28 protein-coding genes are annotated in these 26163 nt (G+C 64.1%); 4 read left to right on the top strand and 24 right to left on the bottom strand.

Features of this window, described 5'->3' with window-relative positions; translation table 11 throughout:
* Positions 1–2: 2 nt before the first annotated feature.
* The 24 genes from modC to AB8841_RS15290 all read right to left on the bottom strand — a co-directional run bounded on the left by modC (position 3) and on the right by AB8841_RS15290 (position 22221).
* Complete coding sequence (gene modC / locus AB8841_RS15405) at positions 3–1109, bottom strand: molybdenum ABC transporter ATP-binding protein (protein WP_370439279.1); 1107 nt, start codon at positions 1107–1109, stop codon at positions 3–5.
* The gene (gene modB, locus AB8841_RS15400) at positions 1109–1804 is read right to left on the bottom strand and encodes a molybdate ABC transporter permease subunit (RefSeq protein ID WP_370436705.1); all 696 of its coding nucleotides are present in this window, start codon (positions 1802–1804) and stop codon (positions 1109–1111) included. Before modB ends, modC begins: the two co-directional genes overlap by 1 nt.
* A 199-nt stretch (positions 1805–2003) precedes the next feature.
* A complete protein-coding gene (msrQ, locus tag AB8841_RS15395) occupies positions 2004–2594 on the bottom strand; it encodes a protein-methionine-sulfoxide reductase heme-binding subunit MsrQ (protein WP_370439278.1) in 591 nt (196 codons plus the stop codon).
* Between the two features lie 53 nt (positions 2595–2647).
* Positions 2648–3592 carry a protein-methionine-sulfoxide reductase catalytic subunit MsrP gene (gene msrP / locus AB8841_RS15390; protein ID WP_370436704.1) on the bottom strand — a complete coding sequence of 315 codons (945 nt, stop codon included), beginning with the start codon at positions 3590–3592 and terminating at the stop codon, positions 2648–2650.
* Positions 3593–3672: 80 nt separating this feature from the next.
* Positions 3673–4743 (bottom strand): ABC transporter ATP-binding protein, encoded by a 1071-nt coding sequence (locus tag AB8841_RS15385; RefSeq protein WP_370436703.1) that lies wholly within the window; start codon positions 4741–4743, stop codon positions 3673–3675.
* Between the two features lie 20 nt (positions 4744–4763).
* Complete coding sequence (locus tag AB8841_RS15380; RefSeq protein WP_370436702.1) at positions 4764–5435, bottom strand: N-acetylmannosamine-6-phosphate 2-epimerase; 672 nt, start codon at positions 5433–5435, stop codon at positions 4764–4766.
* A gap of 9 nt (positions 5436–5444) precedes the next feature.
* A complete protein-coding gene (locus AB8841_RS15375) occupies positions 5445–6296 on the bottom strand; it encodes a carbohydrate ABC transporter permease (RefSeq protein WP_370436701.1) in 852 nt (283 codons plus the stop codon).
* Positions 6293–7225: a carbohydrate ABC transporter permease gene (locus AB8841_RS15370; protein WP_370436700.1), complete on the bottom strand. Its 933-nt coding sequence runs from the start codon at positions 7223–7225 to the stop codon at positions 6293–6295. Before AB8841_RS15370 ends, AB8841_RS15375 begins: the two co-directional genes overlap by 4 nt.
* A 160-nt stretch (positions 7226–7385) precedes the next feature.
* Positions 7386–8636 carry an extracellular solute-binding protein gene (locus tag AB8841_RS15365; RefSeq protein WP_370436699.1) on the bottom strand — a complete coding sequence of 417 codons (1251 nt, stop codon included), beginning with the start codon at positions 8634–8636 and terminating at the stop codon, positions 7386–7388.
* A gap of 181 nt (positions 8637–8817) precedes the next feature.
* Entirely contained in the window at positions 8818–9696 is an 879-nt protein-coding gene (locus AB8841_RS15360; RefSeq protein WP_370436698.1) for a protein phosphatase 2C domain-containing protein, read from the bottom strand.
* Positions 9697–9766: 70 nt separating this feature from the next.
* Positions 9767–10936: a 4-hydroxybenzoate 3-monooxygenase gene (pobA, locus tag AB8841_RS15355; RefSeq protein WP_370436697.1), complete on the bottom strand. Its 1170-nt coding sequence runs from the start codon at positions 10934–10936 to the stop codon at positions 9767–9769.
* Between the two features lie 172 nt (positions 10937–11108).
* Entirely contained in the window at positions 11109–12173 is a 1065-nt protein-coding gene (locus AB8841_RS15350; protein ID WP_370436696.1) for a 3-carboxy-cis,cis-muconate cycloisomerase, read from the bottom strand.
* A gap of 18 nt (positions 12174–12191) precedes the next feature.
* The gene (pcaF, locus tag AB8841_RS15345; RefSeq protein WP_370436695.1) at positions 12192–13394 is read right to left on the bottom strand and encodes a 3-oxoadipyl-CoA thiolase; all 1203 of its coding nucleotides are present in this window, start codon (positions 13392–13394) and stop codon (positions 12192–12194) included.
* A gap of 2 nt (positions 13395–13396) precedes the next feature.
* Complete coding sequence (locus tag AB8841_RS15340) at positions 13397–14185, bottom strand: CoA-transferase subunit beta (protein WP_370436694.1); 789 nt, start codon at positions 14183–14185, stop codon at positions 13397–13399.
* A 2-nt stretch (positions 14186–14187) separates the two neighbouring features.
* Positions 14188–15033 (bottom strand): CoA transferase subunit A, encoded by an 846-nt coding sequence (locus AB8841_RS15335; RefSeq protein ID WP_370436693.1) that lies wholly within the window; start codon positions 15031–15033, stop codon positions 14188–14190.
* An 11-nt stretch (positions 15034–15044) separates the two neighbouring features.
* Positions 15045–15671, bottom strand: coding sequence for a protocatechuate 3,4-dioxygenase subunit alpha (gene pcaG / locus AB8841_RS15330; protein ID WP_370436692.1), 627 nt, complete (start codon positions 15669–15671; stop codon positions 15045–15047).
* Positions 15671–16396, bottom strand: coding sequence for a protocatechuate 3,4-dioxygenase subunit beta (gene pcaH, locus AB8841_RS15325; RefSeq protein WP_370436691.1), 726 nt, complete (start codon positions 16394–16396; stop codon positions 15671–15673). The genes pcaG and pcaH overlap by 1 nt, the downstream gene beginning before the upstream one ends.
* A 39-nt stretch (positions 16397–16435) precedes the next feature.
* Complete coding sequence (gene pcaC / locus AB8841_RS15320) at positions 16436–16789, bottom strand: 4-carboxymuconolactone decarboxylase (RefSeq protein ID WP_370439277.1); 354 nt, start codon at positions 16787–16789, stop codon at positions 16436–16438.
* Positions 16790–16820: 31 nt separating this feature from the next.
* Complete coding sequence (pcaD, locus tag AB8841_RS15315; protein WP_370436690.1) at positions 16821–17615, bottom strand: 3-oxoadipate enol-lactonase; 795 nt, start codon at positions 17613–17615, stop codon at positions 16821–16823.
* Positions 17616–17623: 8 nt separating this feature from the next.
* A complete protein-coding gene (locus tag AB8841_RS15310) occupies positions 17624–18340 on the bottom strand; it encodes an ABC transporter ATP-binding protein (RefSeq protein ID WP_370436689.1) in 717 nt (238 codons plus the stop codon).
* Complete coding sequence (locus tag AB8841_RS15305; protein WP_370436688.1) at positions 18321–19085, bottom strand: ABC transporter ATP-binding protein; 765 nt, start codon at positions 19083–19085, stop codon at positions 18321–18323. Before AB8841_RS15305 ends, AB8841_RS15310 begins: the two co-directional genes overlap by 20 nt.
* A complete protein-coding gene (locus AB8841_RS15300; RefSeq protein ID WP_370436687.1) occupies positions 19082–20074 on the bottom strand; it encodes a branched-chain amino acid ABC transporter permease in 993 nt (330 codons plus the stop codon). Before AB8841_RS15300 ends, AB8841_RS15305 begins: the two co-directional genes overlap by 4 nt.
* Before the next feature lie 10 nt (positions 20075–20084).
* The gene (locus tag AB8841_RS15295) at positions 20085–20948 is read right to left on the bottom strand and encodes a branched-chain amino acid ABC transporter permease (protein WP_370436686.1); all 864 of its coding nucleotides are present in this window, start codon (positions 20946–20948) and stop codon (positions 20085–20087) included.
* A gap of 91 nt (positions 20949–21039) precedes the next feature.
* Positions 21040–22221, bottom strand: a complete 1182-nt coding sequence (locus AB8841_RS15290) for an ABC transporter substrate-binding protein (protein ID WP_370436685.1) — start codon at positions 22219–22221, stop codon at positions 21040–21042.
* 177 nt (positions 22222–22398) lie between these two features.
* Here AB8841_RS15290 and AB8841_RS15285 point away from each other — a divergent pair, with 177 nt between their 5' ends.
* From AB8841_RS15285 to AB8841_RS15270, 4 genes are all read left to right on the top strand, one after another.
* Complete coding sequence (locus AB8841_RS15285; RefSeq protein WP_370436684.1) at positions 22399–23181, top strand: IclR family transcriptional regulator C-terminal domain-containing protein; 783 nt, start codon at positions 22399–22401, stop codon at positions 23179–23181.
* An 84-nt stretch (positions 23182–23265) separates the two neighbouring features.
* The gene (locus AB8841_RS15280; RefSeq protein WP_370436683.1) at positions 23266–23583 is read left to right on the top strand and encodes a hypothetical protein; all 318 of its coding nucleotides are present in this window, start codon (positions 23266–23268) and stop codon (positions 23581–23583) included.
* A 53-nt stretch (positions 23584–23636) separates the two neighbouring features.
* A complete protein-coding gene (locus AB8841_RS15275; RefSeq protein WP_370436682.1) occupies positions 23637–25499 on the top strand; it encodes a DEAD/DEAH box helicase in 1863 nt (620 codons plus the stop codon).
* Positions 25500–25829: 330 nt separating this feature from the next.
* Positions 25830–26069 (top strand): hypothetical protein, encoded by a 240-nt coding sequence (locus AB8841_RS15270; protein WP_370436679.1) that lies wholly within the window; start codon positions 25830–25832, stop codon positions 26067–26069.
* Positions 26070–26163: the final 94 nt, after the last annotated feature.

The following is a 26163-nucleotide window of genomic DNA, read 5'->3' as shown; positions in this document are numbered from 1 at the left end:
ACTCACATATTCCCCGGCTGCACGGAGCCAAGGGCCTCGCGGTCGAAAGCGACGCTCTTGATGATCGCCTGCACGGGCAGGCCCGCCATAAGGCCAAGCTGCTCGACGGATTTTCGCGTGACGCTGGCGACGATGCTGTCGCCGCCGCAATCGAGAATAACGTCCACCGAGGAGCCGGTCGCCTCGTCGATCCCCGCGATGGTCCCTGGAAGCACATTGAGAGCACTCAAGCCCTCCGGCGCATTGAGAGACAGGATGATATCCCTGGCGCGCAGGCGCACTCTCACGGGCGCCCCGACAGGCCGGTCGAGGAGCGAGACGGTGAGGGTCCCGGCCGCGACCTGGAGGATCGTCAGGCCATAGGCCTCCTCGTGCCGGAGCACGCGGGCCTCCACCAATGCGCCGGCCTCCACAGGCCCCGTATGCGGAAAGAGCCTCGTGTGCCGCAGGATATCGGGGGCGGAGCCGGAGGCGGCGACCCGCCCGCCGTTCAGGATCACGATGGTGGTTGCAAGCCTTGCGATTTCGGGCACAGAATGGCTGACGAGAACCATGGGGACATGGCCTTCGTCCCGCAGCCGCTCGATATAAGGGTAGATTTCGGCTTTCCTTTCCTCGTCCAGCGAGACAAGCGGCTCGTCCATCAGCAGCAGGTGGGGATCGGTCAGAAGCGCCCGTCCGATCGCGACACGCTGTCTTTCACCGCCCGAGAGCGTCGAAGGCCAGCGCCCCAGCAAGTGCCCGATGCCCAGAAGCTCCACGATGCCGTCGAATTTGGCGTCTCGCTCTCTCCTTGGCGTGAACCAGCGCCCGAACAGCAGATTCTGCCGCACGTTCAGATGCGGGAAGAGGCGCGCTTCCTGGAAAACGTATCCGATCCTGCGCCTGTGTTTCGGCACGAAGATGCCTTGCGCCGTGTCGACGAGAACGCGTCCTTTCACCGCGATGCGCCCTACTTCCGGACGGATGAGACCGCCGATGACGTTCACGAGCGTCGTCTTGCCCGAGCCGGACGGGCCGAACAGAGCCGTCAGACGGCCCTCCGACCGGAAGCTGGCGTCAAGCGTGAATGCACCCTGCCGGTGGCGGAGTTCGACGTCGAGGAGCATCAGGCGAGGAACCTCCGCCGGACCCGTCGCGCCATCCATTCCGACATCCAGAGCGCGGCGACGGAGATCGCGATGGACACGAGGGTCAGGCGCAGGGCGCCGCCCTCTCCGCCCGGCACCTGCGTGAACGTGTAGATGGCGGAGGGAATTGTCTGGGTCTCGCCGGGAATATTGGACACGAACGTGATGGTGGCGCCGAATTCTCCCATCGCTTTTGCAAACGACAGAACCATTCCGGCAATAATTCCGGGCAGGATCAGTGGCAGCGTCACCACGAGAAAGACCCAAAGAGGATGAGCGCCCAACGTCCCCGCGGCATCCTCGATCTTACGGTCCACCGTCTCGAGGGACAGGCGGATGGCGCGCACGAGCAAGGGGAAACCCATGACCGCACAGGCGAGCGCCGCACCTGTCCACCGGAACGACAGAACGATGCCGAAATATTCGGCGAGAAAGGACCCGATCGGCCCGCGCCTCCCGAAGCCGAGGAGAAGCCCATAACCCACTACGACCGGAGGAAGGACCAACGGCAGATGGACCAGCACATCGAGCGCCTGCCGCCCCCAGAACTGCCCACGCTCCAGGACATAGGCCATCGCAATCGCAGGCAGGAGACTCGCGCCGACCGCGACGAGCGCAACCTTGAGGCTGAGATGGACAGCCGTCCATTCCTCTGGAGAGAGCCAATCCGTCACGCGCCGGAACCCGCTATGCCCGCGGTATAAAACCCCCGTTCCTCGACAAGGGGCATTGCCTGCGAGGATCGCGGGAACGCAACATGCGCCAGCCCGAAGATCGGCGCCTCGACTGCGCCCATTCTCGAACGTGCTGCCCGCATCCCCTGCTCCTCAAGCTCCATCGGCCCGGCGCATCCTAACGAACTGGGTTCCCGCTTCAAGCCGTGCGGCGTCGGGGCTCGGCCCTCTTCCCCAGCGAGCGGGCGAGACGGTAACCGAGAAGCCCCGCCACGATGGCGGCATAGACGAGAGGCTCCATCGGCCAGGATTTGACCACGAGGACGAAATGGAGGGCGGCGCCGATGGCCGCGATATAGACGAGCCGGTGCAGCCGTGCCCAGGCCTGCCCACCCATGCGCCGGATCGCGGCATTGTTGGAGGTGAGAGCCAACGGCACGAGAATGACGAAGGTCGCCATGCCGATGGTGATAAAGGGCCGTTTCACGATATCGGCCCCGATGGCCGCCAGATCGAGCCCCTGGTCGAGCACCATGTAGGTGGTGAGATGGAGGAGCGCATAATAGAAGGCGAGCAGCCCAAGGGCGCGGCGATAGCGGAGCAGATTGATGGAAAGCAGTTGCCGCAAGGGCGTGATCGCAAGCGTCGCCACGAGAAAGCGCAGCGCCCAGAGGCCGAGCGCCTGTTCCAGAGCGCGCATCGGATCGGCCCCGAGCTGGTCGGTAACGCCGGCATAGAACAGCCACACGGCCGGAATGAAGCCAAGGATATAGACGAGGATCTTCGGCATTTTGGGCAGAGCGATGCCCTTCTTCGCGCCCTGAACGGAAGCTCTGCCGGCCATCAATAGAACTTCCGCAGATCCATGCCCGAATAGAGGCTCGCCACCTGGTCGGCATAACCGTTGAACATGAGCGTGGGGCGCCGTTTCACGAACAGGCCGCCCTCCCCGATGCGCCGCTCAGTCGCCTGGCTCCAGCGGGGATGGTCCACATTCGGGTTCACATTGGCATAGAAGCCGTACTCGTTCGAAGCCTGCATGTTCCAGGCGGTTTCCGGCTGCTTCTCGACGAAGCTGATGCGGGTGATCGACTTGATCCCCTTGAAACCGTATTTCCACGGCACGACGAGGCGGATCGGCGCGCCGTTCTGGTTCGGCAGGGTCTCGCCGTAAAGGCCGACCGCGAGGATCGTGAGCGGATGCATGGCCTCGTCCAGGCGCAGGCCCTCCCTGTAGGGCCAGTCGAGCACGGGGAAGATGGAGCGCAGCCCGGACATCTCGGCGGGGCGGTTGACCGTCTCGAAGGCCACATACTTGGCGCTGCCGAGCGGCTCCGCCCGCTTGACCAGATCCGCCAAGGGGAAGCCGACCCACGGAATCACCATGGACCAGCCCTCGACGCAACGCATCCGATAGATCCGCTCCTCGAGCGCGGAGGCCTTGATCAGGTCCTCGATACCGACCTCCTGGGGCTTGCCCACCAGCCCATCGATCTTCACCGTCCAGGGAGACGTCTTGAGCGTCCCCGCGTACCTCACCGGATCGTCCTTGCCGACCCCGAACTCGTAATAATTGTTGTAGCTCGTGACGTCCGCGCGGCTCGTGAGCTTCTCATCGGTGGAGAAAGGACTCTTCTGGGCCGAGAGGGGCGCGGCTCCCGCCCGCTCCGGCAGCGCCGCCGCCAAGGCGAGCCCGGCGGCGCCGGCCATCCATTGCCGGCGATTGAGATAGATCTCCCGGGGCGTGATCTCAGAGGGAAGGATATCGGAGGGGCGGCGGATCGACACGGCGGAACCTCGGTTATGACCCATGCAATAGAGGTACACCCGAGAACGCGATTGGTGGCTTCACGTTTCCGTGTGGGACCTCACACCATTGCGATGCGCCTGCCCTGCTCGTCGAAGAGATGGGCTTGATGGGCCACAGGCCTCAAAGCCACGGCCTCCCCGGGCCGCAAGGTACAGCGGTCCCGCAGCATCACGGTGAGATTGCCGCCCTCCGCCTTCACGATCAGCGTGGTATCCGCCCCCGTCGGCTCGATCACGGCCACGGTCGCCGGAATTGAGCCGGGGATCCCGGACGGCTCCACGTGGAGGTGTTCGGGCCGGATGCCGTAGGTGAGCCTCGACCCCAGCGCGGCTGCGGGCGGCGCCTCCAGCGGCAGAATGGCTCCGCTCGGAAGAGCCAATCCGCCCTGTTCCAGACGCCCCTCGATGAAATTCATGGCCGGCGACCCGATGAAGCCCGCGACGAAGCGGTTGGCCGGACGATCGTAGAGGTCGAGGGGCGCGCCGATCTGTTCGACGATGCCGTCGTGCATCACCACGATCTTGTCGGCCATGGTCATGGCTTCGATCTGATCGTGCGTCACGTAGATCGTCGTGGTCTTGAGGCGTTGATGCAGCTCCTTGATCTCGGCGCGCATCTGCACGCGCAGCTTGGCGTCGAGGTTGGAGAGCGGCTCGTCGAAGAGGAACACCTGCGGGTCGCGCACGATGGCGCGGCCCATGGCGACGCGCTGGCGCTGACCGCCGGAGAGCTGGCGCGGGTAGCGGTCGAGAAGCGTCGTCAGACCGAGAGAGGCTGCCGCATCCGCGACACGCCTCTTCTGCTCGGCCTGCGGCACGCCCTTCAATCTCAGCGAAAACGCCATGTTCTCCGCCACTGTCATGTGCGGATAAAGGGCGTAGGACTGGAACACCATGGCAATGTCGCGATCCTTCGGCGGAACGTCGTTGACGACGCGAGAACCGATGCGGATGTCCCCGCCCGTGATGTCCTCGAGGCCCGCGATCATCCGCAGCAGCGTCGACTTTCCGCAGCCCGAGGGACCGACCAGAATGACGAACTCGCCGTCCTGAACGTCGACATCGACACCCTTGATGATCGAGACGGTACCGAAAGACTTTCGGACGTCGCGGATCGAGACATGGGCCATTTTGCACTCCTTAGAGTCTCCTAGGCCTGCGTGGCCCGGACGAATTTCTTCGTGATCTCGCGCGGATTGGTGATCGCTGTGCCCACCACCACCGCGTGGGCGCCGCGGCGAAGGGCCTCCGCCGCGAGTTCGGGCGTATCGAAGCGGCCCTCGGCGACGACCGGCACCGGAAGCGCCGCGACGAGAGCCTCGAGCAGTTCCCAGTCGGGCCCTTCCCCTTTGCGGGCGGCCGTCTCCTCCGTATAGCCGGCGAGGGTCGAGGCCACGTAAGTGGCGCCATGGGCATACGCAGCCCGGCCCTCCTCGAGCGTCGAGACATCCGCGAACACCTCTTTGCCGAGATCGTGGCGTATGCGGGCGATCAGGCGATCCACCGGCTCTCCGTTGCGGGGGCGCGCCGTCGCATCGAGACCGATCACGTCGGCGCCCGCCTTCGCGATCCGCGCCGCGTCGTCGAAGCCCGGCGTGATGTAGACCGGGAAACGGTCGTCCCAGACCTTCGCGATTCCGATGATCGGGAGTTTCGTGGCGGCGCGGATGGCCGCAATGTCGTCCACGCCGTTGGCACGAATGCCGCCGGCACCGCCCGCTTCCGCAGCGAGCGCCATGGCGGACATGTGGAGAGGCCCGTGCAGCGGATTGTCCGCGCGGGCCTGGCAGGAGACGACGAGGGTGCCTTTCGGGATCAACATGACCATGTCCTACTTCACCGCGCCCGCGGTCAAGCCTTGGATGAACTGACGCGACAGCGCGATGTAGAGAAGCGTGATGGGGGCCGCCGCGATGGTGAGGCCCGCGAACAGCATGCCCCAATCGGTGGTGTATTCCCCCATGAAGGTGGTGAGCCCCTGCGGAAGTGTCTTGTAGGCGTCCGTCTGGATGAAGACGAGGGGAAAGAAGAAGTCGTTCCAGATCGGCACCGCGTTCTGAATGGCCGCGATGGCCATGGGCGGGCGCGCCAGCGGCAGCATGACGGACCACATGATGCGCGGCTCCGACGCGCCGTCGATGCGGGCTGCGTCCTCCAGCTCCGCCGGGAGCGACCGCAGGAACCCCGCCATGATGAACACGGCCGAAGGCAGGCCGATCGCCGTATAGGTGACGATGAGGCTCCAACGGCTGTCGAGCAGGTTCAGGTCCCTCAGCAGGATGAAGAGCGGGATGACGGCGAGCTTCAAGGGGAGCATCAGGCCCGCCAGGAAGAACAGCAGGATGAAGGTGTTGGTGCGCGACTCGTAGCGGGCCACCGCATAGCCCGCCATCGTGCCGAGCACGAGGATCAGCAGGATCGAGACTCCGGTCACGATGATCGAGTTGAGGAAATAGGTCGGCATCGCCGTTTCGCCGAGGACCTTGGCGAAGTTCTGCACCTGCGTGAAATCGGGCAGGGCGAAGGGATGCTCGAAGATCTCGCCCGTGGACTTGAAGGCGGAGAGCACCATCACCACGACCGGATAGAGCATGATGAACGAGTTCGCGATGAGGATCACCTGCGCCAGAAGCGCGAAGGAGATCGGCTCCCGCGATGCTGAGGACTTGGCCAGAGCGGTCAAAACTGAATCTCCCGACGGCGCAACCATAAGGTCAGCATGGACGCGAAGACGACGATGAAGAGGAAGATCAGGGTGGCGAGAGCCGAGCCCATCCCGAAGTTCTGGATGCTCGCGCTCTGGTTGCCGAAGGCCGTGCGGTAGAACACAAGGCCGAGCACGTCGGTCGTGCCGAAGGGCGACCCGTCGAGGCCGACCATCACGTAAGGGATCTCGAACCAGTTGAACGCGCCGATGAAAAGCAGCGTGAAGAGGATGGTGGTGCTGGGGGCGACCAGAGGCCACACGATGGTCCTGAGGAGCTGCCACTCGCTGGTGCCGTCGAGCCGAGCCGCCTCGATGATATCGGGCGGAATACGCTGCATGCCGGCGAGATAGACGAGCGTCGGAAAGCCGACGAAGTGCCATGCATTGGCCAGGATGAGCGCGCCGAGCGCCGTGGACGAATCGCCGAGCCAGGGCTTGGCCCATGAATCGAGCCCCAGGGAATAGAGCGCCTGGTTGACGATGCCGAAGTTCGGATTGAGGAAGAGCTTCCAGAGGAAGCCCACGATGATCGTGGAGAGCACCACGGGCACGAACACCGCAATCCGGTGGAAGCGGAACCCGAAGGGCTCCTTGTAGAGCAGCCATGCGAGGAAGAACCCGCCGCCGTTCTGGATGATCATGAGCGCGACGAGGGCATAAACGTTGTGCAGGAAGGCGTTCCAGACGGTGGGCCCCATGGTGGCCCCGAATAACACCTCCCTGAAGTTCGCCAGCCCTACAAACTCGCCGCGCGCCAGCCCGCGCCATTCATAGAACGCGTAGGCGAAGGCGGACAGGATCGGATAGACCACGAACAGCGACATGAACACGACGGGCGGCACGATGAGAAACGCCACCCAGCTGCGGTGCTTCCATGTGCGGGCCTGTTTGGGCGAGACGGGCATGAACAGACTCTGAAGATCGTTGGGAGCATCCCGCCGTCATGGCCGTCCCCGGACTTGATCCGGGGATCAGTCCCGGCCATCCATGACTTGGGAGCCCAGCGCAGGCTGAAGACGTGGATCCCCGGACCCATGGGGTCCGGGGATGACAAGAATTGGAAGCTTACTTCTGGAACGGCTTGTAATAGGTCGCGATGCCCTTGTTGATCTCGGCTGCCGCCTGCTCGGGCGTCTGCTGTCCGGCGAGCATCTTCTGGACGTTCGACTGCAGCAGCACCGATCCGCTCGGCTCCTGGTAGCGGAAGCGCACGAGCATCAGGTAGGACATGGAATTCTCTGCAAGCCCCGCCACCTCCTGCGTGATCGGGTCTTCGATCTTAATTCCCTTGATCGGCGACAGGTTCTTCAGCGTATTGGTGAAGGCCGTGCCGTATTCGGGCGTGGCGAGATAGCGGATGAATTTCAGGGCCGCCTCCTTCTTCTCGCTCTTCGCGTTCACGGCGTAGCCGCCATCATAATAAGTCGCGATGAGAGCCTGATCGCCCGCCTTCAGGACGGGCGCCGGGAACACGCCGAGATCGAGGGTCGGATTCTGGTTCTTGAAGTTCGCGACCTCATAGGAGCCGCCCGCGAACATGGCCGCGCGGCCCGCCACGAAGAGCTGCTGCGACGACGGGTAATCCACTCCGGTGAAGTTCGGCGAGAAGTACTGGCTGACGTCCTTCAGCTTGGCGAGGGCGTCGACGAAGCGCGGATCGGTGAAGTTCGCCTTGCCCGAGACGATGTCCTCCTCGAACGGCTTGCCGAGCATCGACGACAGGAGGCCTCCGACGATGGTTTCGTTCTGCCAGGCCGTGGCGGTGCCGTTGGCGAACGGCGTGACGTTCTTGGCCTTCAGTGCCTGGCACAGGGCCATCAGCTCGTCCCATGTCTTCGGCGGGTTCACGCCGGCATTCTGGAAGAGCTTCTTATTGTAGACGACGAGCTGGGCCTGCATGGCGAAGGGCACTGCATAGACCTTGCCGTCGGAGCGCAGCGTCTCGGCCGCGAGAGCCGCCTCGGGGAAGTTGGCGAGCTCCGGCACGGTCTGCTTGTCGAGGGCGACCAGATATCCGGGCGTCGCGATGGTTTCCAGGTTGCCGTAGGCGCGAACCTGGATCACGTCCGGGCCCCGTCCGGCGGCCAGCGCCGTGGAGAGAATGGTCTGATAGTTCTCGGGCGCATAGGTCTCGAACTTGACCGAGATGTTCGGCTCCTTCGCCTGGAACTTCTTGATGGCGTCCTGATAGAACGCCTTGTCTTCCTGGCGCCAGCTCCAGAAGGTCAGCTCGGTCTGCTGGGCCATAGCGGCGCCGGATGACAAAAAGAGGCTGCCGGCGGCAGCGCCCATCAGAATGCGTCGGGTCAGTTTCATTGCAGGTTCCCTCATCGTTGAAGTCCTTAGTCCTCCCACCGGAAGGCATCCCCTTGGGTCCGCCTTCCGGAATCCTCTCTCCAGCATCGGACGTGAAATCGACCCCACATCCGATGCAGTCAGTCTATGTTTTCGAGCATCTTTTCACGCGAAACCGGTTCCCACTTTTGCGTTCGATGCTCTAGCCCCTCGTCTCGGCCGCGATCACGAGCACCGTCGCATCGTCGTGCGTTTTGACACGCGGATACGCCCCCGACAGGAGGTCGTCGCGTTCCAGCGCTCGCAACTCCTCGATCAGATCGTCTCCCCTGCCTTCTGCGAGCGCGGCATGGAGGGAGCGATCCGTATAGGCTTTGAAAACATCGACGAGGCGCATGAACCCGTCCGTCGCGAGGACGATCGCCTGGCCTGTCCTCACCTGCGCCTCGAACCGCAACTCGTGCCCGGCCCAGGGACGGGACGGGTTGACCACCCAGTAGCCGTCCGGCCGGTTGAGCCTGGTGCGATTATCCTGAATCTGACGCCGCACCGCCTCCGACATCCGGCCCGGTGCGTGCCCCCCGGCTTCGAGTGCCGCAAGGGTCTTTCTCTCGAAGGGCTTTGCCCGCTCGTCGGTCCAGCGGACAACGTCCTGCTCCACAGGAACCAGAGCCACCACGTCGCCGAGAAAGAGGCCTTCGACCCGCAAGGATCCGGGGCCGGACCCGCGAGCCCGAACGAGGCCAAGGCAGGCCGAAGGCGTATGGTGGATGTGGTGGCCCGAACGATGCGCGGTGGCAGTCTCGAAGGTCAGGCGGATCTCGGCCTCCACCTGACGGAGGAGATCATCCCAAGGTCCCCCCTCGCCCGCCAACCTCTCGAGGGCTTCATGAATCCTTTGCGCGAGCCACGCGGCGTCGCTGTCTCCATCCGTCAGCTGCTCGGACGAAAGCCCCGTGGCGCCATCGATGATCCAGGCGCAATGGCCGAGCAGGCCCAGCCCGTCCTCATTGATACGGGTGCCAGGCACGGATTGCCGGTACAGGGACCGGAAGCGGGGTTCGGGGCCAGTCAGGGTCACTCCTAACTGGTCTCATATTGGTCGGCTAGTGTCCATACTGGTCTTAAAGACTGTTCACACCTGAGAAGACCTACAGAGGCAATCCGGTATAATTCTCGGCCAAGGACTTCGAGGCCGCCTCGGAACCGACGAGGTAATCGAACTCCGTCCTCTGCATCCGCCGCCCGAAGGTATCGGTCTTCGGAAAAGTATGGAGAATCGAGGTCATCCACCAGGAAAACCGCTCCGCTTTCCAGACCCGGGCGAGAACGCGGGCCGAATACCCGTCGATGCCGGCGGACGAGCGCTCATGATAGAACTCCGTCAGCGCCTCGGCGAGGGCTCCCACGTCGCTGGCGGCGAGATTCAGGCCCTTGGCTCCCGTCGGCGGCACGATATGGGCCGCGTCACCCGCCAGAAACAAGCTGCCGAATCTCAGAGGCTCGGCGACGAAGCTCCTCAGCGGCGCGATGGACTTCTCGATGGAGGGACCCGTCACCAGCCGGTCCGCCGTCTCCTCGTCCACGCGTCGGCGCAACTCGTCCCAGAAGCGTTCGTCCGACCATTCCTCCACCCTCTCGCCCGAGGGAACCTGGACATAGTAGCGGCTGCGGGTGGGCGAACGCATCGAGCAGAGGGCGAAGCCTCGTTCGTGATGGGCGTAGATCAGTTCGTCCGCTACCGGTGGGCGGTCGACCAGGATTCCGAGCCAGCCGAAGGGATAGATGCGCTCGAAAGTCGTCAGAGCACCGGCAGGCACGCTGGCACGGCACACACCGTGATAACCGTCACATCCCGCGATGAAATCGCAGGCGATCTCCTGCTCGACGCCGTCCTTGGCGAACCGCACCTTGGGCTTGTCCGTGCCGAAATCATGAATCGAGACGTGATCGGCCTCATAGATGGAGATGTCCCCGGAAGCGTCACGCGCCTGCATGAGATCGCGGGTGACTTCCGTCTGCCCATAGACCGTCACCGTGCGGCCGATGAGCTTACGGAAGTCGAAGCGGTGCTTGTCGCCGTCGAAGCAGAATTCCACGCCGTCATGCACCAGCCCCTCCGCGTGCATGCGCTCGCTGACGCCAGCCTTTTCGAGAAGCTCGACGGTTCCCTGCTCGAGCACGCCCGCCCGGATTCGACCCAGCACGTAATCGCGACTGCGACGCTCGATGATGACGGTCTCGATCCCCTGCTTGTGCAGGAGCTGTCCGAGCAGCAGCCCCGCAGGACCTGCGCCGACGATCGCAACCTTGGTGCGCATACTCGTTTCCTCCTGCGCCACATCCCCTTGCAGCGCCTATTATCGTTCGCTCTTATCGGCCGCCTTGCACGCGTCCCTCCCGCGGAACGATCCGTCGCCCGTTCGATGCTCTCTTCTTGGAAAGAGCGCATCATTCTGGCGAAAAACCGGGGCCACTTTTTCGCACGATGCGCTAGTTTTCGACCGCCGAGGACGGCAAGAGACGCATGCCCGTCACGAGCGCCTGCGCCTTGCTCAACCCCGCCGCCGTCGACTCCATCATCTGAGGCAATACGAGCCATTCCAGGGTCCATGCCGCTCCCGAGCGCTCATTCTCGTGCACGAGGGCCTGATGCAGCGTGCCGAGCAGACCCGCATTGAAGCGGGCGAGCGTGACCAGCACCTCCGCCTGAACAGGATTGGACTTGTGCGGCATGGCGGAGGACCCGCCGCCCGCTGCGAGGCGCACTTCACCCACCTCGTTCTGCGCCATCAGAGCCACATCCTGCCCGATCTTGCCGAGCGTGCCGGACAGAAGCGAGAGAAAGGCGGCGAACTCGCCGATGCGATCGCGCTGAGAATGCCAGGACGGCCCGTAGCCGAGCCCCAGGACCTCCGCCGTTGCGTCGGCCACCGCATCTCCGCGGCCTTTCAATTCGTGGCGCGTTCCGATGGGCCCGCCCAGCTGCACTACCAGAAGGCGCGGTGCAAGACCCTTCAGGTTCTCTGCATGGCGCTCCAGGGGCTGCAGCCAGGTGTCGATCTTGTCGGCCCCGGTAAAGGGCAACGCCTGCTGCATGCGCGTATGAGCGATCAGCCTCACTGCGCCATCCCGGGCGCGCAGATCGCGCAGGGCCGAGATCAGGGCGGCCATGCGCTCTTCGAGGATCCCGATGATGCCTTTCAGACGAAGCACGAGAGCCGTGTCGATGACGTCCTGGCTCGTCGCGCCAAGATGAACGGCCTTGTCGTGCGGCTTTCCGACCGCTGCCCGCAGCTGCTTGACGAGGGCGGGAACGATCACCCCATCCTGCGCAAGACCTCGGGCCAGCCCGTCCCAGTCGGGACGAAAGCTGCGACAAGCCTCGGCGATTCTCTGCGCGGCCTCCTGCTCGATCAGCCCGACCTTAGCCTGCGCTGCGGCCAGTGCGGTCTCAACCTCCAGCAGGGCGGAAAGCTCGGCCTCGTCGGAAAAGAAGGCTCCGACCGCCTCGTCGCCGACGAGAACCTTCAGCATGGAATGGGAATGTCCGCACATGACCCTGTTCCTCACCCGTCATACGGCTTCGAGAGCGATGGCGATGCCCTGTCCGACACCGACGCACATGGTGGCGAGCGCGCGTTTCTTGCCCGTGAGCTTCAGCTCCAGGGCCGCCGTCCCGGCGATCCGTGCCCCCGACATGCCGAGGGGATGGCCGAGTGCGATCGCGCCGCCATTCGGGTTGACATGCGGAGCATCCACAGGGATCCCGAGTTCGCGCAGAACCGCGATACCCTGACTGGCGAACGCCTCATTCAATTCCACCACGTCGAAGTCGGAAGGCTGTAATCCGAGACGCGCGCAGAGCTTGCGCGTTGCGGGCACCGGACCGATGCCCATGATGCGAGGAGGAACGCCCGCGGCGGCACCACCAAGCACGCGCGCGATGGGCTCCAGGCCGTATTTGTGCATCGCCTCCTCCGACGCGACGATGAGCGCCGCCGCGCCGTCGTTCACGCCGGACGCATTGCCCGCCGTCACCGTCCCATCCTTGCGGAACGGCGTTGGCAGCCTGGCGAGCTGCTCGAGGGTGGTGTCGCGCGGATGCTCGTCGCTCTCCACCACGACCGGCTCGCCCTTGCGCCTGGGGATCGATACGGGGACGATCTCACGAGCCAGGCGCCCGCTCGCTTGCGCGGCAGCGGCCTTCCGCTGGGAGCCGAGGGCGAAGGCATCCTGATCGGCGCGGGAGACGCGATAATCCTCCGCCACGTTCTCGCCGGTCTCGGGCATGGAATCCACGCCGTATTGGCCCTTCATCAGGGGATTGACGAAGCGCCAGCCGATGGTGGTGTCGTAGATCTCGGCGTTGCGGGAGAAAGCCGTCTCCGCCTTCGGCATGACGAAGGGAGCTCGCGACATGGATTCGACACCGCCCGCGATCATCAGCTCCGCCTCGCCAGCCTTGATGGCGCGCGCCGCCGCGATGACGGCGTCCATGCCCGAGCCGCAGAGACGGTTGATGGTGGTGCCCGGGACGGAGCCGGGCAGTCCCGCCAGCAGCAGGGCCATGCGCGCCACGTTGCGGTTGTCCTCACCGGCCTGGTTGGCGCAGCCATAGATCACGTCATCGACGGCTTCGAAATCGACCTTGCCGCAGCGTTCCATGAGCGCCTTGAGCGGGACCGCCGCGAGATCATCGGCGCGCACGCTCGACAGGGCTCCGCCAAAACGTCCGATCGGTGTGCGCACGTAGGCGCAGATATACGCTTCCCGCATCGTCAGGATCCCTTCTTGCCGCCATGGGCGCGCTCGGTTCTCGCCTGGAGTTCGCGGAGAGTGGTCAATTCGAGTTCGGTCGGCGGCGGCGTCTCCTCGACGCGTTCGGCGAAGCGCACCGTCCAGCCGCAGGTATCCTGCACCTGACTTCGCGTCACGCCCGGATGCAGAGACACCACGGTGAACTCCTTCGTCTCCGGATCCGGCTTCCAGAGCGCGAGGTCGGTGATCAGGAGCGTCGGTCCCTGCGTGGCGATGCCGAGGCGTCGGCGGTGATCGCCGCCCTCGCCATGGCCGAAGGAGGTGTAGAAATCGATCTTTTCCACCATGCCGCGCGTTGCCTGCTTCATGGTGATGAAGACCTGCCTGCAGGAGGTCGCGATCTCAGGCGCGCCGCCTCCGCCGGGCAAACGGACCTTGGGCTTGTTGTAGTCGCCGATAACGGTCGTGTTGATGTTGCCGAAGCGGTCGAGCTGGGCGGCGCCCAGGAACCCGATGGAAATGCGGCCGCCCTGCAGCCAGTAGCGGAACATCTCGGGCACCGAGACGGTGGTGAGCGCCGTCTCGCAGAGTTCCCCGTCGCCGATCGAAAGCGGCAGAACATCCGGCGCGGTGCCGATGGTGCCGCTTTCATAGATCAGGGTGATGTCCGGCGCATGGGTGAGGCGCGCCACGTTGCAGGCTGCCGACGGCGCGCCGATTCCGACGAAGCACACGTCGTCGTTGGAGAGCGCGCGCGACGCCGCGATCGTCATCATCTCGTTGGGAGTAAAGTCGGTGATGCTCGCCATGGTCACAGCCCTTTCACGCGCTCTGCGAAGACGTCCGGAGCCTTCTCGAGAACGTTCGTCTTCATCCACTGCATGAACAGATCGCGATCCGCCGAGACCTTGTCCCATTCGAGATAGGCGGCGTTGTCGCGCTCGTAGTAGCCGTGGGTGTAGGAGGGATGCGCGCCACCCGGCACATGAGCCACGGAGGTAATCGTCCAATGGGGCAGGACACAGAGATTCGGGTGAAGGTCATCGAAATCATCGACGATCTCCTCGACCGTCACCACGGCGCGCTTGGACGCGAGGACCGCCTCCTTCTGCACGCCGATGATGCCTTCGACCAGCACGTCCCCGCGCCTGCTCGCCTTTTGCGCATGGATGAACGCGACGTCCGGCCGGTGCGCGGGAACGGCCGCCAGCTCCTCGCCGGTGAACGGGCACGTGACGCTGCGGATCTCAGGATTGACATCCTTCAGGCCGGCACCGCGATAGCCGCGGAAGACTGCGCAGGGCAAACCTGCGGCCCCGGCCTCGTAGGCATTGGCCATGGCGGCATGGCTATGCTCCACCGTCTCGATGGAGCGCGGCCAGCCGTTCTCGATCGCATCGCGCATCCGGCGCAGCAGCCCGACACCGGGATTGCCCGCATAGGAGAAGACGACCTTCTTCGCGAGTCCCATGCCGATCATCTGGTCGTAGATGATATCGGGCGTCATGCGGATCAGCGTCAGATCCCTGCGTCCCTGGCGTATCGCCTCGTGGGCCGCCGCATGTGGAATGAGATGGGTGAACCCCTCGAACGCGACGGTGTCCCCGTCGCGGAGGTTGTCCCTGACAGCCTCCTGAAGGCTTTGAAACTGGGCCATGCTGATCCCTGTCAGATATCGAAGAAGACGGTTTCCTTCTCACCCTGGAGATGGATGTCGAAGGTGTAGGTGGGGATGCCGTTCTCCTCGCTGCGCGATGCAATGAGGGTCTGGACGCGGACCTTATGCTCGATGCGGGCCAGCACCGGGCATTCGGCGTTCGCGGTCTCCTCGTCCCCGAAATACATGCGGGTGTGCAGGCCGACATTGATGCCGCGCGCCACAATCCAGAACGTGATATGCGGCGCCATCGGGCGGCCGTCTTTGTAGGGCACCCGTCCGGGCTTGATCGTCTCGAACTTGAACTCGCCGGTCGCGCCGTCGGTCGGCTGGCGGCCCCAGCCGGCAAAATGCGGGTCTGCCTGACCGCGCCTTTCCTGGAGGCTGTTGTAGAGCCCCTCGGCATCCGCCTGCCAGATCTCGATGAGCGCATCCTTCAGCGGCGTTCCGCTGCCGTCGAAGACGCGGCCCTTCACGACGACGCGCTCTCCCTTCGTTTCGGGCCCGACGAGGACGAGGCCGAGATCCTCCTTCCACACGCCCGTGATTTCGACCCAATTCGGCGTGGCGCCGATATGAACGTAGGGTCCTGCCGTCTGGGAAGGGGATTCCTTCAATCGTCCCAGCTTCTGAACCATCAGTTCCCCTCCATGCGGTTCTCGAACATCGTGGAGCGGCGGCCGCGCAGGACGATGTCGAACTTGTAGGCCAACGCATCCATCGGGAGCGTGTTCTCCCGGTCGAGAGCGGCGATCAGTTGCTCCACCGCCGCTCGATCCGGGATCGTCGAGACGATGGGGCATTGCCAGATCATCGGATCGCCCTCGAAATACATCTGGGTGATCAGACGCTGTGCGAAGGCGTGGCCGAAGATCGAGAAGTGGATATGTGCCGGCCGCCAGTCGTTCACGCCGTTCGGCCAGGGATAAGCGCCGGGCTTGATGGTCCGGAACCAGTAGCGCCCCTCGTCATCCGTGATCGCGCGTCCGCATCCTCCGAAATTCGGATCGAGCGCCGCGAGATAGCTCTCCTTGCGATGCCTGTATCGCCCGCCCGCGTTGGCCTGCCAGAACTCCAGAAGCGCGCCAGGCACCGGGCGCCCGTTCTCGTCGAGCACGCGGCCATAGACGATGATGCGCTGGCCGATCGGATCGCCGGTCTTGGCATAGTTGCGGATCAGGTCGTTGTCGAGCGCCCCGAGTTTGCCATGCCCGAACACGGGTCCTGTCATTTCGGAGACGGTGCCCTCGAGCGACAGAAGCGGATATTGCGGAGAGCGGAGAACCGTCGTCTTGTATTGAGGCGAGAAGGCCGGCGGATGCCAGTTCCTGTCCCGTTGATAGAATGATCCTTCATCCGACATGGCTGCCCTCCCTGATGAAGCCGAACGTGGTGTGTGTTTTCACGCCTGTTCCATTTCCTCGTAGGCCTTCTTCACCACCTTGAAGGCGTGATTGGCGGCGGGCACGCCCGCATAGACCGCCACATGGAAGAGAGCCTCGCGAATGTCGTCCTTTGTCGCGCCCGTATTGCGCGTCGCGCGCACGTGCATGGCGACCTCCTCATCGTGTCCGAGCGCCGCGAGCAGCGCGATGGTGACGATGGATCGCTCGCGCTTGGAAAACTGCGGGCGCGTCCACACGGAGCCCCAGGCGCCTTCGGTGATGAAGGTCTGGAAATCGGCGTCGAAGTCGGTCATCTGCGCGCTGGCCCGGTCCACATGCGCATCGCCGAGAACCTGGCGGCGGACCGCCATGCCCGCCCTGTAACGTTCGCTTCCCGTTTTGTCAGACAAGGCCGGCCTCCTGAAGATGGTTCTGGATCAGTTGCGTGAGCGCCGCGGGCTTTTCGATGCATGGGATATGCCCGCAGCCCTCGATCAGCGCGAAGCGCGCGCCGGGAATGAGGCTCGCCGTGTTGCGCACCACGTCGGCGGGCGTCGAGCCGTCCTGATCGCCGGCGATGCACAGCGTCGGAGCGTCGATCCTTCCCGCATCCGCCGTCAGGTCCGCGTCGCGGATGGCGGCACAGGTCCCGGCATAGCCGTGAGCCGGGATGCGCACGAGCATGTTGCGCCAGCCGGCAACCACATCTGGGCGCGTTTTGCGGAAATCTGACGTGAACCAGCGCTGCAGAACGTTGTCGGCGATCGGTTCGATGCCGCCCTTCTCCACGGCGGAGATCCGCTCCGCCCAGAGTTCCGGCGCGCCGATCTTCGCGGCCGTGCAACAGAGAACCAGTGCCCTGACGCGTCCGGGAGCCCGCACGGCCGCACGTTGGGCGATCATGCCGCCGACCGACAATCCGACGAGAGCGGCGCTCTGGATCTCAAGATGATCGAGCAGTGCAAGGAGGTCGTCCGTGTGATCGTCCATCGTGTAGGGGGCGGGCGGCGCATCCGAAAGGCCATGGCCCCGCTTGTCGTAGAGCAGGACGCGGAACCGGTCTGCGAAAGCCGGCGCGACCGCCTGCCAGATGCGAAAGTCGCTGCCCAGCGAATTGCTGAAGACGAGCGCCGGCGCATCGGTCCTTCCGGTGACGTGATGATGGAGAACGATGCCGTTAGCGCGGATGAATGCCATACCTTACCTCAATGCAGCGAGCCGACGCCGATATAGTGTTCGACGAGGCCATGGTCCGCCCGCAGAGCCTCGCTCGTGCCCTGCCAGACGATGCGCCCCCGCTCCAAGATCAGGACGGCCTCGGCGAAGTCGAGGGCGCTCTCCAGGCGCTGCTCCACGAGCAGGATCGTCATCTCGCCGCTCGACGCCAAGCGCGTGAAGGCCGCCATCAGCTCCTCACAGATCACCGGAGCCAGGCCTTCGAGCGGCTCGTCGAGAAGAAGCACCGAGGGCTTCCCGAGAATGGTGCGGGCCGTGGAGAGCATCTGCTGCTCTCCACCGGACAATTGCCAGCCGAGATTGCTCCGGCGCTCGTAGAGGCGCGGGAACATGTCGTAGGCCTCCTGGATGACCTGCCGTGGGCGATCCTTGATCCCGACGATCAGGTTTTCCTCCACGGTGAGCGAACGGAAGATGTCGCGCGTCTGCGGCACGAGCCCGACGCCCTGCCGGGCGCGCTCCGAGCTCTTCAGGGACGCCAGATTTCTGCCGTCAATCAGGATCTCGCCGCCGTAGCGCCGGTTCATGCCCATGAGGGATGAGAGCAACGTGGTCTTTCCCATGCCATTGCGGCCGAGAATGGACAGGCGCGCCCCGGCCGGTACGAAGAAGGACACGTCCTCCAGCACCAAGGTCGGGCCGTAGCCCGCACTCAGGCCTTTGACGTCAAGCGACGCTGCGGGCATTGGCATAGTTCCCCAGATAGGCTTCGCGCACTTTCGGATCGGCCGCCACCTCCGACGGCAGACCTTCGAAGATGATCTCGCCCGCAGCCAGGACCACGACACGTCTGGCGAAGCGGAACACGAGGTCCATGTCGTGCTCGATCATGAGCACGGCGAGGCTCGATGGAAGACGCTCGAGGGCCTGCTCGATGCGCGGAGTATCGGCGGAAGGCACACCGGCGGCGGGCTCGTCGAGCAGGAGCACCTTCGGCTTGAGCGCCAGCGCGATGGCAATCTCCAGGAGGCGCTGTTGTCCGTAGGCGATCTGTCCGACCTTGCGGCGCGCGACTTCGGTCAGGCCGAGCGTCTTGAGAATGCCGTCGACCTCGTCCGCGACGCCGGAATTTCCGCGGAAACGGCTGAAGATCCGCGTGGCCCTTCCCTCCCGCTGCAGCACGGTGAGAGTGACATGCTCCTCCGGCGTCAGTTCGGAGAAGAGGCGGGTGACCTGGAAGGTCCGCACCAGACCTTTGCGCACGCGCCGCACGGCGCCGAGCTGCGTGATATCTTCGCCGTTCAGCAGGACGCGTCCGGCATCGGGCTTGACCTGACCCGTCACGAGATTGACGAAGGTGGTCTTGCCGGCCCCATTGGGACCGATCAGAGCAAGGCGCTCACCGGCCGGCATCGACAGGGAGATGTTGCGACTGACAGCGAGGCCGCCAAAGGATTTGGACAGGCCCTCGACACGGAAGAGAGCGCTCATGCCCGGCCTCCCCTCACCGAGGCGATTTTTTCGGTCAGGCTGCTCAAGCCTCCCGGCGCCGCCAGCACCACGGCGATCAACAATGCGCCGACGATCGTCATCCAGTGGAACGGGTTGAAGGCGGAGACCACGTGCTCGAAGCCCATGAAGATCACGGTGCCGATCAAGGCGCCGTAGAGCGTGCCGAGCCCACCGATCACCAGCATGACGAGGGCATTGGCGGAGAGTTCGAAACTCACGCTGTCGAGGCCGACGACCTGGGTGGAGATGGCCGCCAGGGCGCCTCCCATCCCGGCGACCGCTCCTGAGATCAGGAACATCTTCAGGAGGACCGGAAATACGAAGGAGCCCATGGCGCGGATGCGCACCGGATCCTGCTTGATGCCCCGGCACAACATTCCGAAGGGCGAGGACACGACGAACTTGAGCACGACGAAGACGAGCAGAAGAAGGGCAAGCCCCATCAGGTAGGCCGTGCGCCCCCACAGATCGAATTCGAAAACTCCGAAGAGCGGGCTGACCATCAGGCCCGCCAGGCCATCGCTGCCGCCCGTATAGGCGGAGGCCTTGTTCGCCACCTCATGGAAGAGCTGCACGATGGCGATGGAAAGAACCAGCTGGCCCAACCCGTGCGCCCGGAGCATGACAGCGCCCATGAGGAGGCCCGCCGCGGCACCCCCGGCAGCCCCGATGGCGATCAGGGTCAGCGGCTCCGTCACCCCGTTCACGCAGGCGATGCCGGCGGCATAGGCCCCCGCGCCGAACAGGGCGGCCTGTCCCAGGGTGGCGACACCACAATAGCCGACGATCAGATCGATCGACAGCACCAGCAGGGCAACCGCGACGATACGGGTGAGCAGGGCGAGATTGTCAGGAAACAGCCAGTAGCCCATCGCGCCGAAGGCGGCGATCAAGGCAATTCCGATGACGTCCCGCCACCGGGGGCCCTTCGCCCGGGATGTTGCCGATGCCGTTCCTGCCTGAGCCATGACCTGCACTTTACTGTGCCCTCCCGAGGAAGCCGCGCGGGAAGAGGCAAACGATGAGGATCACGGCAGCATAGAAGAAGAAATTGCCGAAATCGGGCATCAGATAGCGGCCGGTCGTATCCACCAGCCCGAGGACGAGACAGGCGATGAGAGCGCCGGGAATGGAGCCCGCCCCGCCGACCGAGACGACCACGAGGAAGGTCACCATGTAGCGCAGGGCATAATAGGGTTCGATGGGCAGAAACTCGGCGCCGACCACCCCTCCGAATGCGGCAAGACCGACGGCGATGGCGAAGCTGACGGCATAGACCACCTGGGTGCGCACGCCGAGCGCATCGCTCATGGCCGCATTGTCGACCGTCGCCCTGAGCTTGATCCCGAAGCTCGTCCGCTCGATCAGATACCACAGCCCTCCCGCCACAGCCGCGCCACAGGCGATCACGAAGAGCCGGTGCGCCGCGATGGTGCGGAAGCCTACATCGACCGGCCCGCTCAGAAGCCGAGGCAGCGGAATTGTCTTCAGGGTCGGACCGAAGAAATAGTTGGTGATTCCGATCACGCAGAATGTGATGCCGATGGTCATCAGCACCTGAGTCAGCTCGGAGCGGCCATAGATCCGGCGATAGAGAAAGCGCTCGAGCGGAATCGAGATGACGATCGTGCCGGCGATCGCCAGAAGGACCGCAGCCGCATAGCCCAGCCCGAGATCGCGCGCCGCATAGGAAGCGATATAGCCCGCGATCATCGCGAAGGCGCCATGAGCGAGATTCACGACCCGCATCAGGCCCATCGTGAGAGACAGGCCGATGCAGATGATGAACAGCACCATGCCGAACGCCAGAGCGTCGATGGCAATGCTGAGGATAGTCTGCATGAAAAGCGTCCGCTCGCTCGCATGTCGTCGGAGGGAGTAAGTTGGCGGGCGCGGCCCCACTGGGGCCGCGCCCGCCTTTCGTCGGTTTGCCTTACTGGGTGGCGAGACCAGGATCCTTCTGATCCGGGAAGGTCTGGATCTCCTTGTTGACGTATTTTCCGTCGGCTGCCTTCGCGACCTCGCGCAGATAGATGTTCTGCGTGATGTGGCGAGTCTCGGGCTCGATGCGCACCGGTCCGCGCGGGCTCGTCCAGGACAGGCCCTTGACGGCCTCGACCGCCTTCTTCGCATCCTGCTTGCCGTCGGTGGCCTCGATCATCTTGTAGATGACATGCATGCCGTCATAGGCGCCGGCCGCCGGGAAGGAGAGCTGGTCCGCCGAGCCGATGGCCTTGACCGCGGCCTCGACGAAGGCCTTGTTCTCCGGGCTGTCATGGGCCACCGAATAGTGGAAGCTCGTCTTCAGTCCTTCGGCCGCGGAACCGAGAGCCGGCAGGTCGGATTCCTGCGTCAGATCGCCGGGCGCGTAGAACTTGATTCCGGCCGTCTTCAGGCCCGTCTCGTTGAAGGCCTTCACGAAGCCCAGCGTAGGAGGGCCGGAGGGCAGGAAAGCGAAGAGGCCCGTGGCGCCGGAATCGCGCACGCGCTGCATGATCGGGCTGAAATCGGTGGTGTTCATCGGCATGCGGATGGCCTCGACCACTTGGCCGCCTGCCGCCTCGAACGCCTTCTTGAACGCGTTTTCGGCGTCGACGCCGGGCCCGTAATCGCTCACCACGGTAATGGCCTTCTTCACACCCTCGTCGTAGGCAATCTTACCGAGGGGGTGCGTCGTCTGGGCTGTCGTGAACGACGTGCGGACCACGAGCGGCGACGTGTTCATGATCGCGGAGGTGGCCGCGTTGAAGATGACGAGCGGCGTGTTGGCCTGCGCCAGCAGCGGCGTGATCGCCATGGCGTCCGGCGTGAAGTAGACCCCGCCCAGATACTGCACCTTCTCCTTCACCACGAGCTCCTGCGCCAAGGCGCGGGACTGAGCGGGATTGGCGGCCGGAAGGTCGCGATAGATGACCTCGATGTCATGGCCCTTCACGGACTTTCCGTTCAGCGCCATATAGGCTTCCACGCCTGCCTGGAAGTTCTTGCCCTGCAGGGCGAACGGTCCCGAGAACGGGCCGATGATGCCGACCTTGATGGTGTCGGCGTAAGCGGAGACGCAGCCCATCAGCAACGCGCCGACGGCCACGCCCAGTAATCTCTTGCCTGCTGTCATCCTCGTCTCCCTCCCCGCGAGCCAGTCAATCTCGTTCAACGGATCCCGGGCTCCTACTCCAGGCAAATCAAACTTGTACGCATTGCGAACATTGATTACCATTCCGCACATCAAGGACGATTCACACCCCGGGTGTCAAGGCTCCATGAGTCGAACCCCTCTCTTTTGGACATGAGAATGCAGACGCAGGAGACGGACAATCCGGAGCGCGAGGATCGCGATTTCGTCGCGAGTCTCGAAAAGGGCCTCCTGGTCATCGAAGCCTTCGATGCCAGCCGCCCACGGCTGACCCTGTCCGACGTCGCCAAGATCACCGGCATTACCCGCGCGGCCGCCCGTCGTTATCTGCGAACCCTGACGCGTCTCCATTATGCGGATTTCGATGGGCGCTACTTTTCATTGAGCCCACGGATCCTCAGGCTCGGCTATGCCTATCTCTCCTCCACGGCGATTCCCACCCGCCTTCAGCCTTTCCTCGAACGGGCCTCCGAGGAGACAGGTGAATCAAGTTCCGCGGCGGTACTGGACGGCGACGACATCGTCTATATCGCCCGCTCGGCCACCCGCCGGATCATGTCCATCGGCCTGGGCGTCGGAAGCCGGCTGCCCGCCTATTGCACCTCTCTTGGTCGGGCCATCCTGGCCTATCAGCCGCCCGAAACCGTCGAAGCCTACCTACGGCGCGTACGCTTGGAGGCGCGCACGCCGAGGACCGTGACCGACAGGAATGAGTTCCGCTCCGTGCTGGATGCCGTCCGCCAGCAGGGCTATGCCATCATCAACGAGGAACTGGAGCTTGGCCTCCGCTCCATTGCCGTGCCGCTCGTGCAGAAGGACGGACAGGCATCCATCGCCCTCAACATCAGCGCTCAGGCCGCGCGCGTGCCCGCCTCCGAGATGGAAGAACGCTTCCTGCCGGCGCTAAGGGCCGCCAGCGAGGCCCTGCGCTACACATTGTAGGGCTCGCGAGCTTGGCCGCGATGATCGAATCGCCCGGATGCGCGTTAGCCTAGGAGCCCCAGCTTAAGCGATGAAGGACATGCCATGGTTACCCTGGAAATTGCCGGCAAAGCGGTTGCAGTGACCAATGCCGATCAGGAGCAGGCTCAGGAGCTCTTTTTGAGTGAGAGCTTTAAAGATGACCTGAAGTCGTTTAAGAGCGAGGGCCGATTCCTTTGGGACGGCTCAGCTGCCTTGACAACCAGACCCGCATCCGAAGACGAAATCGATGCGTTTTATGAGGTTCTGGACGACGAGGATGAGGACGAGGTCGAAAACGACGAAGACTCTGGTGACATCAACATCGATGTCGTTTTCCTGGTGTCGATCGACGAAATAGACGACGGTACCGCCTCCGGCTGATCATCCTCATCGGAGCTTGGAAAGCTCTCTCAAACCGGTTCAGCCCTAAACTCATGCCTTTTCCCAAGACCAATCCAAGCCTCGAGCGCGCTCTTGCCGATCGAGGATACAACGACCCCACTCCCGTCCAGGCCGCCGTTCTCGAAGCGGAAGCCCTCGATCGCGACCTCCTCGTCTCCGCCCAGACCGGATCGGGCAAGACCGTGGCCTATGGCTTGGCCATGGCTTCGACCCTGCTGGGTGCTGCGGAGCGCTTCGGGGCGCCTCGCGAGCCCCTGGCACTGATCATCGCCCCGACCCGGGAGCTCGCGCTCCAGGTCAATCGTGAGCTGATTTGGCTCTATGGCCCAGCCGGCGCGCGGGTCGTTTCCTGCGTCGGCGGAATGGATGTGCGCCGGGAACAGCGCGCGCTGGAGGACGGCTGTCATATCGTCGTCGGCACGCCCGGACGCCTGCGTGACCACCTCGAACGCGGACGCCTCGATACATCCAAGATGAAGGTCGTCGTGCTCGACGAGGCCGACGAGATGCTGGACCTGGGTTTCCGAGAGGACCTGGAATTCATTCTCGATGCCACGCCCGAGGATCGCCGCACGCTGCTGTTTTCCGCGACTCTGCCCAGGAACATCGTGGCGCTCGCGCGACGCTATCAGCGCGACGCGCACCGCATCGACACCCTGGTCGAGAACGAGTCCCACGGGGACATCGAATACCGCGCTATCCGTTGCGCACCGAACGAGACCGAGATCGCCACCGTGAACGTGCTGCGCTTCTACGAAAGCCGTGGCGCGATGGTCTTCTGCCATACGCGCGAGGCGGTGCGTCACCTCCATGCGAGCCTGGTCGAGCGCGGTTTTGCCGCAGTCGCACTCTCCGGCGAACTCAGCCAGAGCGAGCGCAGCCACGCCCTGCAGGCGCTTCGCGACGGGCGCGCCCGGGTCTGCGTCGCCACCGACGTGGCCGCGCGGGGCATCGACCTGCCGGATCTCGGGCTCGTCATCCATGTTGACCTGCCGAACGACCACGAAACGCTCCTGCATCGCAGCGGCCGCACCGGCCGTGCCGGGCGCAAGGGCGTGTGCGTCATGCTCGTGCCCTATACGCGCCGCCGCAAAGCCGAACGCCTGATCGATCAGGCAGGGATCGACGCTTCCTGGGCCGGACCGCCTTCCGCCGACGAGATCCGCAAGCTCGACCGCGACCGTTTGATGCAGGATCCGATGTTCTCCGAAGAGACCACGGACGAGGATCTCGCCATGGCGGACGCTCTTCTTGCATCCAAGTCGGCGGAAGAGCTTGCCAAAGCTCTGGCGCGTTTCCATCGCGCGAGACTGCCCGCGCCCGAAGAGGTTTTCGATCCTGGCGAAGATCGCGGGCCGCGGCAGCGCAAGGACAAGCGCGAGCGGCAGGACGAGCGGTCTCACGGCGAGCGTGGGGAGAGAAGTCGCCGCGGAGAGTCGGACGACAACGCCTATGGCTCGTCGGAGGACATGGTGTGGTTCCGCATGAGCGTCGGGCGCCGCAACAATGCCGATCCGCGCTGGCTTTTGCCGATCATCTGCCGCCTTGGCCATGTGACCAAGAAGGAAATCGGATCGATCAAGATCTTCGACCGGGAAACGAAATTCCAGATCGCCCAATCTCATGCGCCGAAATTCGCCGCAGCCGTGCGCAAGGCGAATGACGAAGATATCCGGATCGAGTCCGCCGATGCTCCGCAGAGCAAGTCCTGGGACAGCCCCAAGTCGGGTGGACCAAAGCCCAAAGGGCCTAGGAGCAAGGGCGAATTCTCGGAGCGTAAAGGCCCGCGGGAGGGGAAACGCTCTCCGGACTCCAAGCCGTTCCGTGGTAAAAAGGAGGCGCAAACCTCCCCTCGCCCGAAGGACAAGAAACGCGACGCGGATAAGCGCCGCTAGAGCCTCGGACGCGGGAAGTGGATTTGCTCTTTTGGGATTCCTTCCGATGCTCACACGATAGAACAGCGCATCGCTTCCGGCTAAAGACCGGGTCTACTTTTCGCACGATGCGTTAGATCCCAGGCAGGCCGGAACGCTCTCGTGTTCCGGCCTGATCTTTTTGTGGCGGCCGAGCGCACCATCCATGAAGCGTCAGGCTGGAAACGTCGGGCCAGCCAGCACGGTAACAGTATCCACTCTCCAGGCGGAGAGCAGACAGGGTGTGTTGGAGGGGGTAGATTGTTGGTCATGCCGTAGGGGCAAACACCACCAGCCAGAGGGATAAGAACAATGAAGCCGGACATGGATCTGATCGGAGCCCTCACCTCCTTCTCGGTCGGCACGCTCGACGGGCACGATGCGATGATGGTGATCGAGATGGCGGCCACGCCGGAGGAATACGAGAGCGGCGTGCGCCGGCAGCTGCCGGTGGCGATGACGGCCGAGCATGCCCGCGAGCTCGGCGAGGCGCTGCTGCTCGCCGCCAGGGCCGCCCTCATGGGAGATGCCCCCTCATACGCCCTCAATTGATGCGAACTCGCCCTGCATCTTGCTCTTCAGACATCTGCGGAATGCTGCTGCAAAGCAATATTCACTTTTTTGCATTGCAACACAGACTTCCATC

This window comes from Microvirga sp. TS319, assembly GCF_041276405.1.
Classification (GTDB): Bacteria; Pseudomonadota; Alphaproteobacteria; order Rhizobiales; family Beijerinckiaceae; genus Microvirga.
This window is presented reverse-complemented; position numbering and strand designations above follow the sequence as displayed.